The sequence below is a fragment of the Lactobacillus sp. LL6 genome (assembly GCF_007570935.1).
GTDB lineage: Bacteria > Bacillota > Bacilli > Lactobacillales > Lactobacillaceae > Lactobacillus.
In genome coordinates, this window is the sequence record NZ_VLLR01000002.1 from 108385 (window position 1) to 125153 (window position 16769).

A 16769-nucleotide genomic window follows, 5' to 3' on the forward strand; every position below is an offset into this window, starting at 1 on the left:
CAATGAAGAAAAATGGCAAAATTTATTGACTCGGTTTTTATTAGAGATATGAAAAATATTACTCGTCAAAGTTATGATAATGGCTGGGATGAGCGTAACGGAGGTAATATGAGTATTCGTATTACTCCGGAAGAAATAGGTGAATACGATGATGTTAAAGAAGTTAAAAGATCGTTTGACCTTGGTTTTGACGCTCGTGCCGTGGCAGGGCAATCCTTTTTGGTCACGGGAACGGGACGCTACTTTAGGAATGTATTTCAAAATACTGAAGAAGATTTGGGGTTAGTTCGGATAAGTAGTGATGGTAAAAAAGGTGAAATTGTTTGGGGCTATACTGATGGTGCAAAGCCTACCAGTGAGTTTCCAACACATTTAATGGCACATATTGCAAGACTTAAGCTTGATCCAAAGCAAAGAGTTGTTATGCATTGTCACTTAACAAACTTAATTGCAATGTCATTTACTCAACCACTTGATGAAAAATACTTCTCAAAAACTATTTGGAAGATGCAAGCTGAAAGTATGCCAGTTTTACCAGAAGGATTAGGAATTATTCCTTATGAAACTCCAGGCACGACAATTATTGGGGAACATACTGCTAAAAAAATTGCGGATAAATTTAGAGTAGTTATGTGGCCACATCATGGGATTTTTGCGGTAGGTGATACACCAGATGAATGTTTTGGTTTAATTGAAACTGTAGAAAAAGCTGCAACAATTTTTACTGCAATTCAAGCTCAAGGAGGAAATCGTATCGACGAAATTACTGATAAGCAATTAGTAGAAATTGCTAAGTACTTTAATGTTACACCAAGAGAAGGATTCTTGGATTAAAAATTAAATAGACAATTTAGTAGAAAAAGTTTTTCGTTTATCATCTCACATAAAAATGAAAACTTTAATAACTACCCTCTAAGGTGAAATAACAGATTAAAGAAGAGCGAGTGAAAAATTTTATAGTGACCCATGAAGCTCATACTAAAGCATCGTGGATCACTATATTATTTATTAATCGCTTTGTTTCTTAATAGTAAATAATATTTATTATTTAGAGATAATATGTTGCAAATAATAAATATAAGACTAAAATATAAGTGTAAAAGATAAACTATATTTCTTATAGAGAAACAGGAAGTGGAATTATGAATGAATTTATTACAATGGGTGAACCTCTTGTTGTATTTTGTTCAACTCAATTGAATGTTTCTGTTACTAATGCAACTAATTTTAGTAAGGTAATCGGCGGTGCAGAACTCAATGTGGCTATTGGAGTCAATAGGTTGGGGCATAGTGCGGAATATATCAGTCAAGTTGGAGAAGATCCTCAGGGGAAATTTATACAAGAGCAAATAAAAGATAGACATATTAATACTAAATATTTAAAAGAAACTGATAAATATTTAACTGGTTACCAGATGAAACAATTGGTTTCACAGGGTGACCCAAATGTTTATAACTTTCGCAAAGACTCAGCTGCTTCACATATTTCTTCAAGGATTATTGAAAAAATCAATTTGAATCATGTGAAATATGCACATTTAACGGGAATCATGCCTGGAATATCTGAAGAAGCCAGAAAAAGTTGTTTCGAATTTGCAAAAAAATGTAATAAAAATAAAGTTCTCTTAACTTTTGATCCTAATTTACGTCCACACTTATGGACAGATTTGAATGAGATGAAAAATGTAATAAACAATTTAGCAAAGTATGCAGATATTATATTGCCTGGTCAAAAAGAGGGAGAATTTTTAACTGGTACAAGTGACCCAGAAAAGATTGCCGATTTTTATTTAAAGAGTAGTCAAACTAAAGCTGTATTTGTAAAAGTGGGTTCCAAAGGTTCTTATGTAAAGACGAAACTTGATGAGCATGGAAAATTTATTCCAGGATTTAAAGTGAAGAAAGTAGTTGACACTGTTGGGGCCGGAGATGGGTTTGCAGTTGGAGTAATTACTGCGTTAATGGAGAATAAAGGTTACTTAGAAGCTGCTAGGAGAGGAAATGCTATTGGTGCTATGCAAGTGCAAACGCATGGTGATAATGATGGTTATCCTACCAGAAATCAATTAAAAAAATTTTATGAAAGTGAGAGAATAAAGAAAATGAATTTACCAAAATTTACTTCATTAGAAAAAGTGCATGATGCTGGGATAGTTGGTGTAATAAGAGGCAATAGTGAAGAAAACGCATATAAAACAGCTCAAGCGTGTATTAAGGGAGGAATTACAGCAATTGAGCTAGCCTTTACTTCTCCAAGTGCAAATATAACCATCAAGAAGTTATCCGATGAATATTCAAATAATCCTAATATAGTAATTGGGGCTGGAACGGTGTTAGAAGCTGAAACAGCTAGATTAGCAATTATAGCTGGAGCTAAGTTTATTGTAAGTCCTTCCTTTAATGAAGAAACTGCTAAGGAATGCAATTTATATGGAGTTCCATATATTCCAGGTTGCTTTAGTCCAACTGAAATACAAAAAGCTCTAAGCTATGGATCAGATATTGTAAAAATTTTCCCAGGCTCTATTGCAGGTAAAGAAATGATTAAGGAAATCCATGGACCATTTCCATATGTGAACGTTATGCCGAGTGGTGGTGTTTCCATTGATAATATGAATGAATGGTTTAATGCAGGTGCATATGTGGTAGGAATTGGAGGAAGTTTGGTAGAGCCAGCTAAATCAGATGATTTTGAAGGAGTTACTGCAAATGCGCGAGCATTTAAAGATGAATTAAATAATGTAAAACAGAAAAACCAAGCTTTGCCAATTAGTATATAATGTTTAATTTTTAGATTTATTAATAAAAATTTTATAAAAAGTATCCCTAATGTAAAGTACTATAAAATACTTCTATATTTTATAGTACTTTTTTAATTTTTTATAGAAAAGTAAGAATATTTGAGGAGGTTTTGGTTTTTTAGTAAATATTTATTACCAGCTTTCACGTACTATCGAAATAGATTTTTTCATATATTTTATAATTATTGGATAAACTTCCTTTCTTTTAGTTGCGTGTGTATAAGCAACTCCGTAAATATTTTGAATGTCCATTTCTAAAGGAATATAGCGTATTTCTTTTTCCTCTTTGTCATATAAAATTCCAGGAACAATGCCAAGGCCTTTATTTAATTTGATAAGTTCATTTAATACCAAACTATCTGAAATTGTTTTAATATTATTAATTTTAAACTTTGTTTTTAGTTCATATTGAAGTCTTTCTAATGCTGGTAATGGATTAGTAGCTTGCCAAATAAAAAGCTTTCTTTTATGCAATTCATTTGGGTAAAGATGATTATTTAAATACATAGGATCGTTTTTTCCTACCATTACAGAAAGTGGCCGACTTAAAAATGATGTAAAGGCAATTTCAGTATGATTTTTGAAGTAATCTTTTTGATAAATTAAAAAATCAATTTTCTTATTTATTAATAAACTTGCTAAATCTTCTTGATTACTTGGATCAATTAGTCGCAATCTTAAATCAATATTGGTGTGATGTGCTAAAAGACGAATAAAAAGTGGTAAATATTCATGTTCAAAAGGAATATCCATATATCCAATAGTTACAGTATGTTGAATAGTTTTATCTGTCTCATGTAACTCAGTAATTAAATTTTGTACTTCTGAATCAATTCTTTGCATTCGTTCATAGAATAATTGACCTGCTTTTGTTAAAGAAATTTTTTGATGACTACGTTTGATTAATTCAACATCTAATTCTTTTTCGAGATTTTTGATATTCTTTGAAATAGTAGATTGAGATAAAAAGAGTTGTTGTGCAGTTTCTGTAAAGCTTAAAGTCTTAGCTATATTTAAAAAAATTTTGATTTGATTGCTATTCATAATATTCCTCATTCCAATTCGTCATGACATTATTCTTATTATAGTTAAACCTAAAGAATTTTTCAGTATATTATTAATCATGTAAATGATAATAAAAAAGGAGGGTAATGTAATGAAAAAAGCTACGGTAAATATATTCCCTTGGATTGTCATGCTATCATTGGGTTTAATTTCAGCAGCTTGTTTAGGATCGAGTATGGTTTTAATGGGCTCATTTTTAACACCAATTAGCCAATCAATGAAAGTATCCGTTTCTATTACTTCTTATTACTATACTGTAATTGTTTTAGTAATGGCTATGATGATGCCGATTGTTCCTAAAATTTTAGCTAAAGTTAATAATACTTTGATATATTTAATTACATCGATTTTAGTGACAATTAGTTTATTTTTAATTGGTAACTTTACACAAATTTGGATGTTTTTTGCAATAGCGATTGTGATTGGTATTAGTATTTCATTTATGTCTTTTGTACCTGTCGGCATTATTGTTGATAATTGGTTTATAAATAAAACTAATTTAGCTATTGGAATTTGTTGGGCAGTTACCTCTGTATATCAAGGAGTTATGAGTCCATTATTAGCCAATTGGATTACGTTAGTAGGGTGGAAAGCCACTTTGAGTATTTTGGCAATAATTGTAGGTATTTTAAGTATTCCATTTTCTTTTTTAGTCAAATTTTCACCAGAGATGGTTCGCAAAAAGCCATTTGGTTATAAGGAAGATAAAAAAGAAAAAATAATTTCTAAAACGAAAATTGTGTCAACACATAAAATTCTTACCTCTAAAGCTTTTTGGATATTACTGGTTCTATTATGTTTATTTCAGTTTCCTGCAGTTTTAAATCAGATGTTTCCAACTTATGCAATTAGTGCTGGTTTTAAAGAAACAGTTGGTGGTTTTATGGTTACAGCTGCAATGTTCTTTGATATTTTTCTTAATCCTTTAATTGGTGCTACTTTTGATAAAGTTGGTGCTTTTAAAGGTAGCATTCTTTGGTTGATTGTAGGTTTGCTTTCTTATGGATTATTAATTGTAGCTACTAATAATCATTCAGCTGATTTAGCAATCTTAGGTGCTGGGATTAATGATGTAATTTATATTTTTTTAGGTACAGGTATTACTGCAATTGCAGCAGAACTTTTGGGAAAGGGAGCTTTTGCAAAAGGTTTTTCATTTGTTAGTTCAGTTAGTTTTGTAATTGGTGCGTTTGCGATGCCACTTAATAACTTTATTGCTGAAAAATTCAACGGTTTTGATGCAGTATATATTTTCTTTGCAATTTTAATTTTATTAACTATTGTACTAATTGGATACGGTTCAAACAATACTTTTGATAAGCAATATGGAAATAAATTATAAGGAGAGAAAAATGAAATATAATAATTATGATATCGTAATTGTTGGAGCTTCTAATGCTGGTGGAATGGCAGCAGCTACTGCTATTCAAAATAGTGAAAAGGTATTGGTCATTGATAAGATGAAGAGTGCAGGTTATTTATATCGTGACACAATTGCTTCCCTTGGTAGTAAAGCTCAAAAAAGAGCGGGAGTAAAAATTAATAAAACAAAGTTATTAAACTTTTTATCAGCTTTCGCTCAAGATAATGTTGATCAAAGATTATTAAGAATATGGGCTGATCACAGTGCTGAACCAGTGGACTGGATTGAGGATAATATCTTGAAACCTAGAGGTGCGTATATGTCTGCTACTAACGATGCCCCATATAAAACTTTAATTAATACAGCTTTTCCAACTGGAAATGAAGTAACCAATAAAGATGGTAGTTATTGGGAAATGGAATATGGTAATTGGCTTTTAGAAAAACTTCAAAACTTAGGAGTTGAGTTTTCATGGCAAACTAAATTAGAACATTTGATAGTTAAATATGGTAGAGTGAAAGGGTTAATAGTTAGAAATGAAGTAAGTAAAGAAACTGATGTAATTTATGCTAAAAATGTTATTATTTGTACTGGTGGTTATGGTGCAAATGAAGCGTTAATGCAGAAGTGGAACCCGTTAGGATTAAAAACTAATATGTATTCTGATAGTCAAAGAGATGATGGGTCAGGTATTATTGCTGCCATTGAAGCTGGAGCAGTTAAAGATGAACAACCAGCTTCAATTGTCTTTAATCGTGGGGCAGTTCCAGTTGGAACTAATGCAATTGACTTTTATAAAATTAATTTAACTCCACCCAATGATCCAGGGTATCTATGGTTAGGTAGCTATCCATTCTTGAAAGTAAATTTAAATGGTGAACGCTTCTTTAATGAGAGTGCACCTTATCAATTTGATATGAATTCAGCTTCTAAGCAACCTGGCTATCTTGAAGTAACTATTTGGAATGAAAAGATGATGAGTGAGGCTGTTTTAAAACAATTTCATACTTTGGGTTGTTCTAGGCTAAGTTTTCCAGGTATTTTTACAGCTGAAGAAGCACAAGAAGAAGTAAATCGAAGGATTAAAGATGGATTAGTACAAAAAGCTGATACAATTGAAGAGCTTGCAAATAAATTACAATTACCTGTTGGTAATTTAAAGAGAAGTATTACTCGTTATAATAAACTTGCAAATAAAAAGCAAGATGATGATTTTGGTAAGGAAGATTATCGACTTTATCCGATAGAAAGTGGTCCGTATTATGGTGCATGGCTTGGTGGTAGATTGTTGGCAACTCTTGACGGCTTAAGAGTAAATACTAAAATGCAAGTTTTAAATAATTTAGGTAATGCAATTCCAGGTTTATATGCAGCTGGCAACTGTTCTGGTGGGTTCTTCTGGGGATCATATCCAGATCGTGTTCCGGGATTAACAGCCAGTCATGCAATGACATTTGGAATGTTAGCTGGTAGAATTGCAGCTAATGATGGTAAATTGCCTAATAGTTCACATGTTCCTCCTAAGGTTCATACGGTTAAAGTAGCTGATGATGTAGAAGCTTCAACAGGCGCTTCTGAGCAATAATTCTCTATATCTTCTTAACCCATGTATTCAATTGCCTTATAGTGGTAGAATATTATAGCAAAATAATAATTGAATACTTGTTAAGGAGTAAAAAAGTGAATTTTTCTGATTTAGGAAAAGAAATAATAAAAAATGTTGGTGGAGTAGAAAATATAAATTCTCTTTATCACTGCACAACTCGTCTACGTTTTGAGTTAAAAGATGAAAATAAGGCAAATACAGCAGCGATTAAAAAATTACCATTAGTCTTAGGAGTAACTTCTGCTAATGGTCAATATATGATTGTACTAGGTAAGAATGTAGCTCCTACTTATGAAGCTATTATGGAAGAATATCATTTAAGTGATAAAATTCAGCAATCAAACAATAGTAAAAAACTAACTTGGAAAAAAGCAGGTAAAGTTACATTAGACTATATTCAAGCATCTGTAACTCCAATGATTCCAGCATTAATTGCAGGAGGAATGTTTAAAGTTTTTCTACTAATAATAACTGCTTGGATTGCACCTTCTTTTGCTAAGACTAGTAGCTATATGCTACTAAGTGCGATTGCAGATGCACCATTTTACTTTATGCCGATTATGGTTGCCTATGGTGCCGCATTAAAACTAAAAGCTACACCAACTTATGCAATGATGGCAACTGCATCATTGCTATATCCAAGCTTTCATGAATTGTTAAATAAATTAATGGCTAATCCTCATTTAGCAAGTCCAACTTTATTTAACTTACCGGTTAAAGTTGTTAACTATGGGACATCTTTATTACCAGCTTTGTTAATATCACTTGCAGCATATTATGCTGAAAAACTATTAAACAAAATTATTCCAGGTATCTTAAAAACAGTATTTGTAGGTGTGGGAACTATTTTTATTGCGGGATCCTTAGGATTTTTGATTCTAGGTCCAGTTGGAAACTATTTAGGGGAAATAATTGCACAGGTTATAATTTTTCTTGGAAAAACAGTCGGTCCGCTTGCAACCGGTCTTTTAGCAGCAGCTTTACCATGGCTGGTAATGACTGGAATGCATGCAGCGATTGCGCCGTTTATGCCACAATTAATTAACAATCCGGGTTATGATCCATTAATTCGACCAGCCTTTTTGCTTCATAACATGGCTGAAGGTGGAGCTAACATTGGAGTTGGTTTACGAACCAAAAATAAAAAACTGCGCAGTGAAGCATTTTCACTTGCTGTTGATGCGATTTTTGCTGGAGTTACAGAACCTTCTCTTTATGGGATAAACTTGAAATATAAACGCCCAATGTATGGTGTAATGGCAGGCGGATTTGTGGGAGGCTTAACTGCCGGTTTGCTTGGAGCAAAAGCATATTTAGTAGGTTTTTCAACTATTTTTGCAATTGCCTTATTTGAAAAGACTGCCCTAGCAATTATTATTGGAATTATAGTTACTATTGTGGTTTCGGCAGCAGTTACATATGTTTTAGGTTTTGATGAAAATCAAGAATATTAAATAAATACCCTTCATAAGAAATAATTTTCTTTTGAGGGGTATTTTTGTAATTAGTTTGTTGTTAACTTTTTTAAAGTTGAACCTTCTCTTAATAGAATAGGTAATACATATTTATTTTCTACATGTTTATTATCGATTAAATGCTTTAAAACACTAATTGAAGTTTTAGCAATTAACTGAATTGGCTGAACGATAGTAGCAAGTTCTGGACGCATTATTTTGGTAGTTGGAGCACCATCGTAACCTATTATTTGAAGATCTTGGGGTATTTTTATTCCACGCTGTTGAGCAATCTCTAAAATAAGTATTGCATCGACATCATTACTTGCAAAAATGCCGTCTACATTAGGATGTTCATCGAACAATTTGTTATATAGCTTCTTTTTTTCGTTTATAGTAGCATTAAATTTAATTTTATAAGTAATAGGTTGTCTGTTATTCGCAATCATTACATCTTCATAAGCTTTATTTCTTAGATAATCATTTTTATCAAAACTTTCTACACTATCTGTATGAATGATTTCTTTAGCACCACGTTCAATAAGAGTTTCAGTTGCTAGTTTGCCACCTGCATAGTTATCAGAGCTAATATTTGGTATAGTTTCATTTAAATATCTATCAATTGTAACTAGTGGAAGATTAATATCGGTGTATTCAGGAATTTTATTTTGATGATTATGGGTAGCAATAATTAATCCATCTACTTGTCGAGCTAAAAGTTGTTGTAAATAAGCCCGTTCTTTTTGGATATCGTTTTCTGCATTTCCTAAAAAAACTTTGAAGCCATTGGAAAAAAGATTTCTTTCTAGTTGATATGTTAATTCCCCAAAAAATGGATTAGCTACGCTAGGAACTAAAACTCCGATAGATTTAGTGCGGTGGGATTGTAATTGCTGTGCAATCATATTGGGTTGATAATGTAAAGTTTTCATTGCAGCTTCAACTTTTGCGATTGTCTTTTCACTAAGATATCCTCGATGGTGAATTACACGGGAGACAGTATTAGTAGAGACACCTGCAAGCTTAGCTACATCAGTCATTTTTGGTTGATTCATTATATTCCTCATCTCTTTATTACTAATTTATTATACTATTTTAGAGGAGGAAAATTGTAATATACAAAAAATAAGTATTTAAAATCTTAAATACTTATTTAATATATTATATAAACAACAACTAATTACTGCCTTTAAGACTTTGTTCCTTATGCTGTGTATAATGGTGTGAAACAGCTAACGGTTGACCATTTACTTCTTGATTGTCTTTTCTCAAAATAAAGAATGCGTAAATTGCAGCGCAGATAACAATCATTGAAATTACTAAAAAAGTATTACGATAACCAATCGAGTCATGAAGTACTCCTAATGGTGTTGAAAATACGATTTGACCGATTTGACCAGCGATTTGACCTACTACCATATACATTGTAGCAGAAAGTCTGGTATCAAAGTGAAGTGTCAAGTAACGGAATAGCGCTAAAGCAAAGATAGCAGTTTCAGGAGCGTGGAATAATTTTACAATTGAAATTCCTACAGGATTCGTGACAATTCCACACAGACCTATTCTTAAGAACATGATCGTCACACCAATTAGTAGAGTTTTACGTACACCAATTTTTTTCATGATCCAAGGAACGACTGCCATCATTGCTGCCTCTAAGAATACTTCGATAGAGTTCAAAATACCATATGCAGTATTACCTTGAGCTGGGGTAGCAAAGAATTGTGTGAAAAATTGCGGGAACATTTGCTGATCAAACACGGTATAGAAAGAACCGCTAAAAATAATAAATATTACCAGTTCCCATAATTGTTTCATTTTAAAAACACTTAGAATATCTTTAAAGCTTGGCTTATCCGCATCATGTTTTTCCTCTTTTTTATCGATAAATTCGTTGATTTCTTGAGGATTTTTCGTTTTATCAAAACATAATAACAAAAAAGTTAAAACACTTAATGCACTACATAACCAAAATACTAAATATGGGCTAACAGTAAATAAGTAACCTGCGCAAAGAGCAGAAATTGCATAACCAAATGATCCCCATGCTCTAGCTTTTCCATATTCAAAGCCATACCGACGACTCATGCGCTCAGCTAATGCTTCAAATGTAGGAGATGCTGCAAGAAAGGCAAATGATAGATAAAGTGAGCCGCAAAATGCACCTAAAATAAAATTAGAATGAAGTAGCGGTGCATATATCCAGGTAAAGAATGGTCCAAGCAGCATTTCTAGAACTGTAACAGCTATTAGTAACCGTCTTTTTATACCTAATTTATCTTGAATAGATCCATAAACAAACATTAAAACTAGAGTAATTGCCGAGTCAAAAGTATAAATTAGTCCAACTTTAGCTCCTGAAAACTTGAGGTCATTAGTTAACCAAATTTGGAAGAATGACCACCAAATTCCCCATGCACTAAAGAATAATAATAAACTTAATGAGCTTTCGAGATAGAATGGATTTTTAAAAATAGAAACTTTTTCTTTATTCATAATAATTGCCTCGTAATTTAAATTAACGAAGGGCATAGGCAGTTATTTCAGTTTGACAGGGTTGTTTGCTTGTTACTGAATATGAGACTGTGCCTTTTGCATAATAACGATCTGTGAATGAAGTCCAACCGTGATTAATAAAAATTTCAACAGAACTTGTATCAATATAAATTTGAAGTTGATGAAGCTGTTGCGGCAGTTTTGCATAACGCTTACCATCCTTACCACGACGAGTTAATACAAGTTCATGATTTTGATAATGAAGATTGATTAAGATACCTTTATCATCCTTAAGCTGCCAATTAAAATCATGAGGTGCATCATCAAAATTAAAGATAAACTCTGTATGTTGTGGGTCACTCACAGTTAAGTTTTGTTCATCATTAATGGTTAAAGTATTATCAATATCCTTCTTTTTACGGAGGCTAGTTAACTCTTTAATTGGCTCAGCATATAAATGCTGGTTTTTAATATGTAATTCACGTGGGAGAGTGAGTAATCCAGCCCACCCATCAGTATGTTCTGCTTGATTTTCATCAAATGGGCTCATCCAACCAATTTGAATTCGTCTATTATCTGGAGATTCAAAAGATTGAGTTGCATAAAAATTATGGCCGTGATCTAATTCATTAAAATTACTACCAGTGAATTTATTTGTTTGATAATCAAGCTGACCAATTGAATAGCAAACTTGTGAAACGTTTAAATATTCTTTATCAGTAGCTTTAATTCCTTCAGGGGAACAAATAAGCACGTCATGGTCATCTAAACTAAATAAATCAGGACATTCCCACATACTACCTTCACGGTTAATGTCATGAGATTTTGCAATTGTACCTTTTAAATTCCAATTAAAAAGATTATCGGAGGAGTAAAGAAGAATACGACCATGATTTGTTTTCTTATCACGACTACCTAATACAAGATAGTATTTTCCATTATGTTTCCAAACTTTAGGATCGCGAAAATCTTGAGAATTATCGTTTGGTGCTGAAATAATTGGATTATCTTTATATTTAGTAAAATGAATACCATCTTCACTGTAAGCCATGTTTTGATTTTCCAAAAAATGATCTAAATCATTATCATTATAATAATGCTGACCAGTATATATTAGATAAAGCTTGTCATCTTTAACAATTGCAGAACCGGAAAAGCAGCCACCTTCATCTTCAGAATCACCTGGCACAAGGGCGACTGGTAACTGTTCCCAATGAATGAGATCTTTACTGCGAACATGTCCCCAGTGCATCGGTCCCCATTGAGTAGAGTAGGGATGGTATTGATAAAATACATGATAGTAGCCTTTAAAGTAGCAAAGACCATTTGGATCGTTTAGCCAACCGCCATTAGTTGCAATGTGATAACTAGGTCTATAGCGATTGTTAGTAATATGAACAATTTTATTTGAATTAAGTTGTTTCATTGTTTAGTCTCCTTAATTTATTTTTTTGTTTGTTGTTAGCGCTTACATAATTGATGGTAGTTCTAATACACTTATATGTCAAGCGCATAACACAAAAAAATAAAAAGATATATTATGCGTATAACATATTTAAGGGAATAAACAATAAATGGATTATTATTTATATCTGTCGATGTATAGTACCGTAGTATTTAAGGGACATCGACAGATGCTGTAAATATTAATCTTATAGGATTCTATAAAAAAGTTGTATTTTTTGTATTTTATTTTTATAACAATTAGACAAATCGACAGAATATGTCCTATAATACTTAGTATGACAAGGTTGATTATAGGCAGAGTTTTTATTTAACTTAAGAGGAATGTAAATGCTTGTTGGTGCAATTGCTTGAATTCATTTGTAACCCGTTTTTATTTAACTTAAGAGGAATGTAAATTTTGTCGTTTTTCGGATTGCCTAAATCCTATCATACGGTTTTTATTTAACTTAAGAGGAATGTAAATACAGCAATTTGTGCTAGTGCTAAAACAGCGTGTTGGTTTTTATTTAACTTAAGAGGAATGTAAATCATAGTCATCATGCGGTGCATTAGGGAAGTTAACAATGTTTTTATTTAACTTAAGAGGAATGTAAATAATTGTTGTACCATCTTTGAATAAAAGAGTAATTTTGTTTTTATTTAACTTAAGAGGAATGTAAATTACGTTTTGATGATTTTCTCAAGGTCCCCTTTTCTTGTTTTTATTTAACTTAAGAGGAATGTAAATTGAATTATCTGGAGTTTGGCCACTGGTTTATGTTCGTTTTTATTTAACTTAAGAGGAATGTAAATGCGAAAGATATGGTTGTACACTTTGTTGCTATTACTGGTTTTTATTTAACTTAAGAGAAATATTGGTATTTGTATATGTTTTTAAAGCTCCTAAATTGTATGTTTCAATAAGAATTTAAAATGCATTTATTTGTTAGGAGTTGAGAGTATATAATACCCTTCAAAAGAAGCAGATTTCTTTTGAGGGTATTTTTGTAATTAAATAAGTCCTTAATTTTGTGATTAGAGACAGTATAGATAATATAATTGTCTTCATGTGTTTATTATCAATATAGGATAGTTTAAAAATGAAATTATACATAAAAAAGTAGCTCTAAACTAGATTATTAGTAAGTTAGAGCTACTTTTGATGTAAAAATAATTTATTCATTTTCAAAATAATGACTGATTATACATGCTGCAGATTTTGCACAAATAATTAAACAATCTTCGTTCATTAGAAACTTTGGACTATGGTGTGGATGAATACTCCCATCATATGGCTGACAGCCAACATAATAGAAACAAGCTGGAACTTTTTCACTATAATATGCAAAATCTTCAGATGGAGTAATTGGACCACTATCCCGGATTTCAGTTATTTCTGGAATTTCACTTTCTGTAATCCATTCTTTAGCTTCTTGAGTCAAAGTAGGATTATTTACAAGAACAGGATAGTTATCGTCATAATTTAGGTCTGACTTTGTACCAAACATCACATCTGTTCCATGCAATATTTGTTTAATATTGTTTCTAATTAAAGAGCGATCATCTTCATTCATTATTCGGACATCGCCTTTCATCTTGACTTGCCCTTGTATAGCATTGTAAGCTTTGCTTGCTCCATCAAAAGAACTAATAGTTACACTAGCTTCATGAAATGGATCAATGCGCCTTGAAACTATAGTTTGAACTGCATTAACAAAGTTAGAGCCAGCGACAATAGCATCATTACTTAAATTAGGCATTGCAGCGTGACCACCTTTGCCAGTAATTGTTAAGTCAAAGTTAGCACGACCAGTTTGTGTCGCTCCAAAATGAAATTGAACACTTCCCGTTGGAAAAGTACTCATAACGTGAATACCAAAAATGTCATCTACGTTATTTAAGCATCCATCTTTAATCATTGAAATTGCTCCACCTGGAGAAAGCTCTTCTGCTGGCTGAAAAATTAATCTGATACTGCCGTTAATTTGATTCTGAAGTTGAATTAAGCATTTTCCTAATACTAATAAATAAGCAGTGTGTCCATCATGACCACAAGCGTGCATTATTCCTGGATATTTAGATTTAAAAGGTAAATCATTATTTTCCGTGATAGGTAATGCATCAAAGTCTGCGCGCCACGCTAGTTTTTTGCCGGGTTTATTTGAATTAATATCGACAATAACACCATATCCGTCTCCGCAGTCATGAACTTCACAATTTAAATTTTTATAATAATTTTTAATAAATTTAGATGTATTTTTTTCATGAAAAGATAGCTCAGGATGTTCGTGGAGATAACGTCTAATTTCAATGATTTCATCTTTATATTGATCAAGTAAACTCATTAGTTGGTTTTCAAAATTTTTGTTCATCATAATAAGGCCTCAATTTCTGTCTAAGTCTATCTTAAGACTAATAGTTAAAAAAAGGTAATGAAATGTGGGAATATTTCATTACAAAATAAAGTTTAATTTTTATTGACTTTTAGTTTAATACGAGTATTATTATCTTCAACAAGAAATAAATCAATAGCTTTGATAAGGAAAAGTACGTTGAACTACAGCTTTCAGAGAGTTCCTGGTTGGTGTGAAGGAATAGTTACGGTTTTGCTGAAAATCACCTTTGAGCAGTAATTGCAATATGAGCAATTGCAGGGCCCGCCCTTTATAGCGGCGACGTATCGTCTGTTCTATTTGGAATAGGCCGCACGTGCATGAGGCTAAGTAAGTGTATTTGACTTAGTGAATTATAGGTGGTACAGCGCTAAGGCGCCCTATTAGATCAAGATGGTCTAGTGGGGCGCCTTTTTTCTTTATCAAGCTTTTTTGTTAGAGGAGTAAATAAGTTATGAAGGTAAAAGGATTATTAACAGTAGCAACTGTTACTTTAACAGCATTGTTAGCAACAGCTTGCGGAAAAAAGTCTTCCGATAAAGCTGATGGACAAACTTTACACTTAATGCAAACCAGTGAAATTCAATCCCTTGATCATTCTAATGAAGCAAATATCAGCCAATGGAATGTATTAGAAAACTCTATGGAGGGATTATATAGAGCGGATAAAGAAAATAATCCAGTTCCAGCTCTTGCCACTAAATTAGTAAAGCCAACAAATAATGGTAAAAGATATACATTCACACTTAGAGATAATGCAAAATGGTCAAACGGTGATTCAGTCACAGCACAAGATTTTGTGGCCTCATGGCGTCGCTCAGCTAGTCCAACATCTAAGTCTGGATATGCTTATATCTTTACTGGTGTTAAAAATGCAACCAAAGTTACAGCTGGGAAACTACCAGTTAAGGATTTGGGAGTTAAAGCTTTGAACAAACATACTTTACAAGTTGATTTAGAATATCCAATGCCATACTTCACGCGAATGATGGTTATGCCGGCGTTTTTTCCACAAAGTCAAACAGCATTGAAAAAGTTTGGTAATGAATATGGAACTGCGTCTAATAAGATGTATTATAATGGACCATTTAAAGTAAATGGATGGACTGGTAGTAATTTATCATGGAGTTTAGATAAGAATAGATACTACTATAATAAAAAAGATATTCATTTGCAAAAAATGACAATGCAGGTAGTTAAAGACGCAAACACAGCTCAGCAACTTTTCCAACAAGGAAATCTTGACGATGCAACTATTACCGGAACTACAGCGCAAGGTATGCAAAATGATAAGAACCTTATGCACCTTAAAAGAGCAGGAGTATATCATTTACAGTTAAATAGTAGAAGAGATGCTGTTTTGTCTAATGTTAAATTAAGACAAGCACTAAATTTAGTTCTTGATAAAGAACATTTAACTAAAAAAGTTTTAGCAGATGGTTCTACTCCAGCCTATACTTTTGTGGCTCCAAACTTAGCTCAAGATTCAACCACTAAGAGAGACTTTGCTACTGAAATGAAGCCTAGTGAAACATTTAATGTTGATAAGGCAAAAAGATTATGGCAAGAAGGACTAAAAGAAGAAGGAAAAAAGAGAGTAGATTTGAAATATTATACAGATGATCAAACTATCAATAAAAATATTGCTCAATTTGTGCAATCACAAGTAGAAACTAACCTTAAAGGGGCGAGTGTTGAAGTTCATTCTGTTCCTAAGAAAAATGCTCAAGATAATGTAGCCAAAGGAAACTTTGATATGTATTTATCTTTGTGGCTAGCAGATTATGCTGACCCAATGAGTGATTTAGATATTATGCAAACGAATAATACTCAAAACTATGGTAAATATCATAGTCAAGTTTATGATAACTATGTAACAGCTGCTAAAAGTAAGAGTGCAGTAAATCCTAAAGATTATTGGAAAAATATGCGTGGCGCTCAAAGACAATTAACTAAAGATGCGGCTACAACTCCACTTTATAATATGACAGAAAGTCATTTAGTAAAGAAAAACTTGAAAGGTGTATTATGGCATCCAGTGGGTGAAGTAGATTACACTAGAGCTTATTTTGATAAATAATTATATGAAAAATCAATCTTATTTAATAAAATCCTACTCCTATAGAAGTAGGATTTTTATATATT

General features: G+C 32.2%; 11 protein-coding genes, 1 pseudogene, 1 CRISPR repeat array and 1 other annotated feature. Of the genes and pseudogenes, 7 read left to right on the forward strand and 5 right to left on the reverse strand.

The window, feature by feature from the left end:
• Positions 1–12 precede the first annotated feature (12 nt).
• The 3 genes and pseudogenes from rhaD to FOD82_RS09870 all read left to right on the forward strand — a co-directional run bounded on the left by rhaD (position 13) and on the right by FOD82_RS09870 (position 2780).
• Positions 13–834, forward strand: coding sequence for a rhamnulose-1-phosphate aldolase (gene rhaD / locus FOD82_RS09005; RefSeq protein ID WP_144356139.1), 822 nt, complete (start codon positions 13–15; stop codon positions 832–834).
• Between the two features lie 308 nt (positions 835–1142).
• Positions 1143–2081, forward strand: a pseudogene (locus FOD82_RS09865) (sugar kinase); the annotation flags it as partial.
• A 21-nt stretch (positions 2082–2102) separates the two neighbouring features.
• Positions 2103–2780: a bifunctional 2-keto-4-hydroxyglutarate aldolase/2-keto-3-deoxy-6-phosphogluconate aldolase gene (locus FOD82_RS09870; protein WP_197734833.1), complete on the forward strand. Its 678-nt coding sequence runs from the start codon at positions 2103–2105 to the stop codon at positions 2778–2780.
• Positions 2781–2933: 153 nt separating this feature from the next.
• On the opposite strand, the gene FOD82_RS09015 is transcribed toward FOD82_RS09870, so the two are convergent.
• Positions 2934–3845, reverse strand: a complete 912-nt coding sequence (locus tag FOD82_RS09015) for a LysR family transcriptional regulator (RefSeq protein WP_186277746.1) — start codon at positions 3843–3845, stop codon at positions 2934–2936.
• A 112-nt stretch (positions 3846–3957) separates the two neighbouring features.
• On the opposite strand from FOD82_RS09015, the gene FOD82_RS09020 reads away from it, so the two are divergent.
• From FOD82_RS09020 to FOD82_RS09030, 3 genes are all read left to right on the forward strand, one after another.
• Positions 3958–5208: an MFS transporter gene (locus FOD82_RS09020; RefSeq protein ID WP_186277747.1), complete on the forward strand. Its 1251-nt coding sequence runs from the start codon at positions 3958–3960 to the stop codon at positions 5206–5208.
• Positions 5209–5218: 10 nt separating this feature from the next.
• A complete protein-coding gene (locus FOD82_RS09025; protein WP_144356142.1) occupies positions 5219–6814 on the forward strand; it encodes an FAD-binding protein in 1596 nt (531 codons plus the stop codon).
• 95 nt (positions 6815–6909) lie between these two features.
• A complete protein-coding gene (locus tag FOD82_RS09030) occupies positions 6910–8289 on the forward strand; it encodes a PTS transporter subunit EIIC (protein WP_144356143.1) in 1380 nt (459 codons plus the stop codon).
• 50 nt (positions 8290–8339) lie between these two features.
• Here FOD82_RS09030 and FOD82_RS09035 read toward each other — a convergent pair whose 3' ends face one another.
• The 4 genes from FOD82_RS09035 to FOD82_RS09050 all read right to left on the reverse strand — a co-directional run bounded on the left by FOD82_RS09035 (position 8340) and on the right by FOD82_RS09050 (position 14603).
• Positions 8340–9344, reverse strand: a complete 1005-nt coding sequence (locus FOD82_RS09035) for a LacI family DNA-binding transcriptional regulator (protein ID WP_144356144.1) — start codon at positions 9342–9344, stop codon at positions 8340–8342.
• A 121-nt stretch (positions 9345–9465) separates the two neighbouring features.
• Positions 9466–10785, reverse strand: coding sequence for an oligosaccharide MFS transporter (locus tag FOD82_RS09040; protein WP_186277749.1), 1320 nt, complete (start codon positions 10783–10785; stop codon positions 9466–9468).
• A 22-nt stretch (positions 10786–10807) separates the two neighbouring features.
• Complete coding sequence (locus FOD82_RS09045; protein WP_144356146.1) at positions 10808–12211, reverse strand: glycoside hydrolase family 32 protein; 1404 nt, start codon at positions 12209–12211, stop codon at positions 10808–10810.
• 340 nt (positions 12212–12551) lie between these two features.
• A CRISPR array of direct repeats spans positions 12552–13111; the repeat unit is 30 nt; unit sequence GTTTTTATTTAACTTAAGAGGAATGTAAAT.
• A gap of 295 nt (positions 13112–13406) precedes the next feature.
• Positions 13407–14603, reverse strand: coding sequence for an amidohydrolase (locus tag FOD82_RS09050; RefSeq protein ID WP_144356286.1), 1197 nt, complete (start codon positions 14601–14603; stop codon positions 13407–13409).
• Between the two features lie 153 nt (positions 14604–14756).
• Positions 14757–15010: a binding site (T-box leader), on the forward strand.
• 68 nt (positions 15011–15078) lie between these two features.
• Here FOD82_RS09050 and FOD82_RS09055 point away from each other — a divergent pair.
• Complete coding sequence (locus FOD82_RS09055) at positions 15079–16704, forward strand: peptide ABC transporter substrate-binding protein (protein WP_144356147.1); 1626 nt, start codon at positions 15079–15081, stop codon at positions 16702–16704.
• Positions 16705–16769 lie beyond the last annotated feature (65 nt).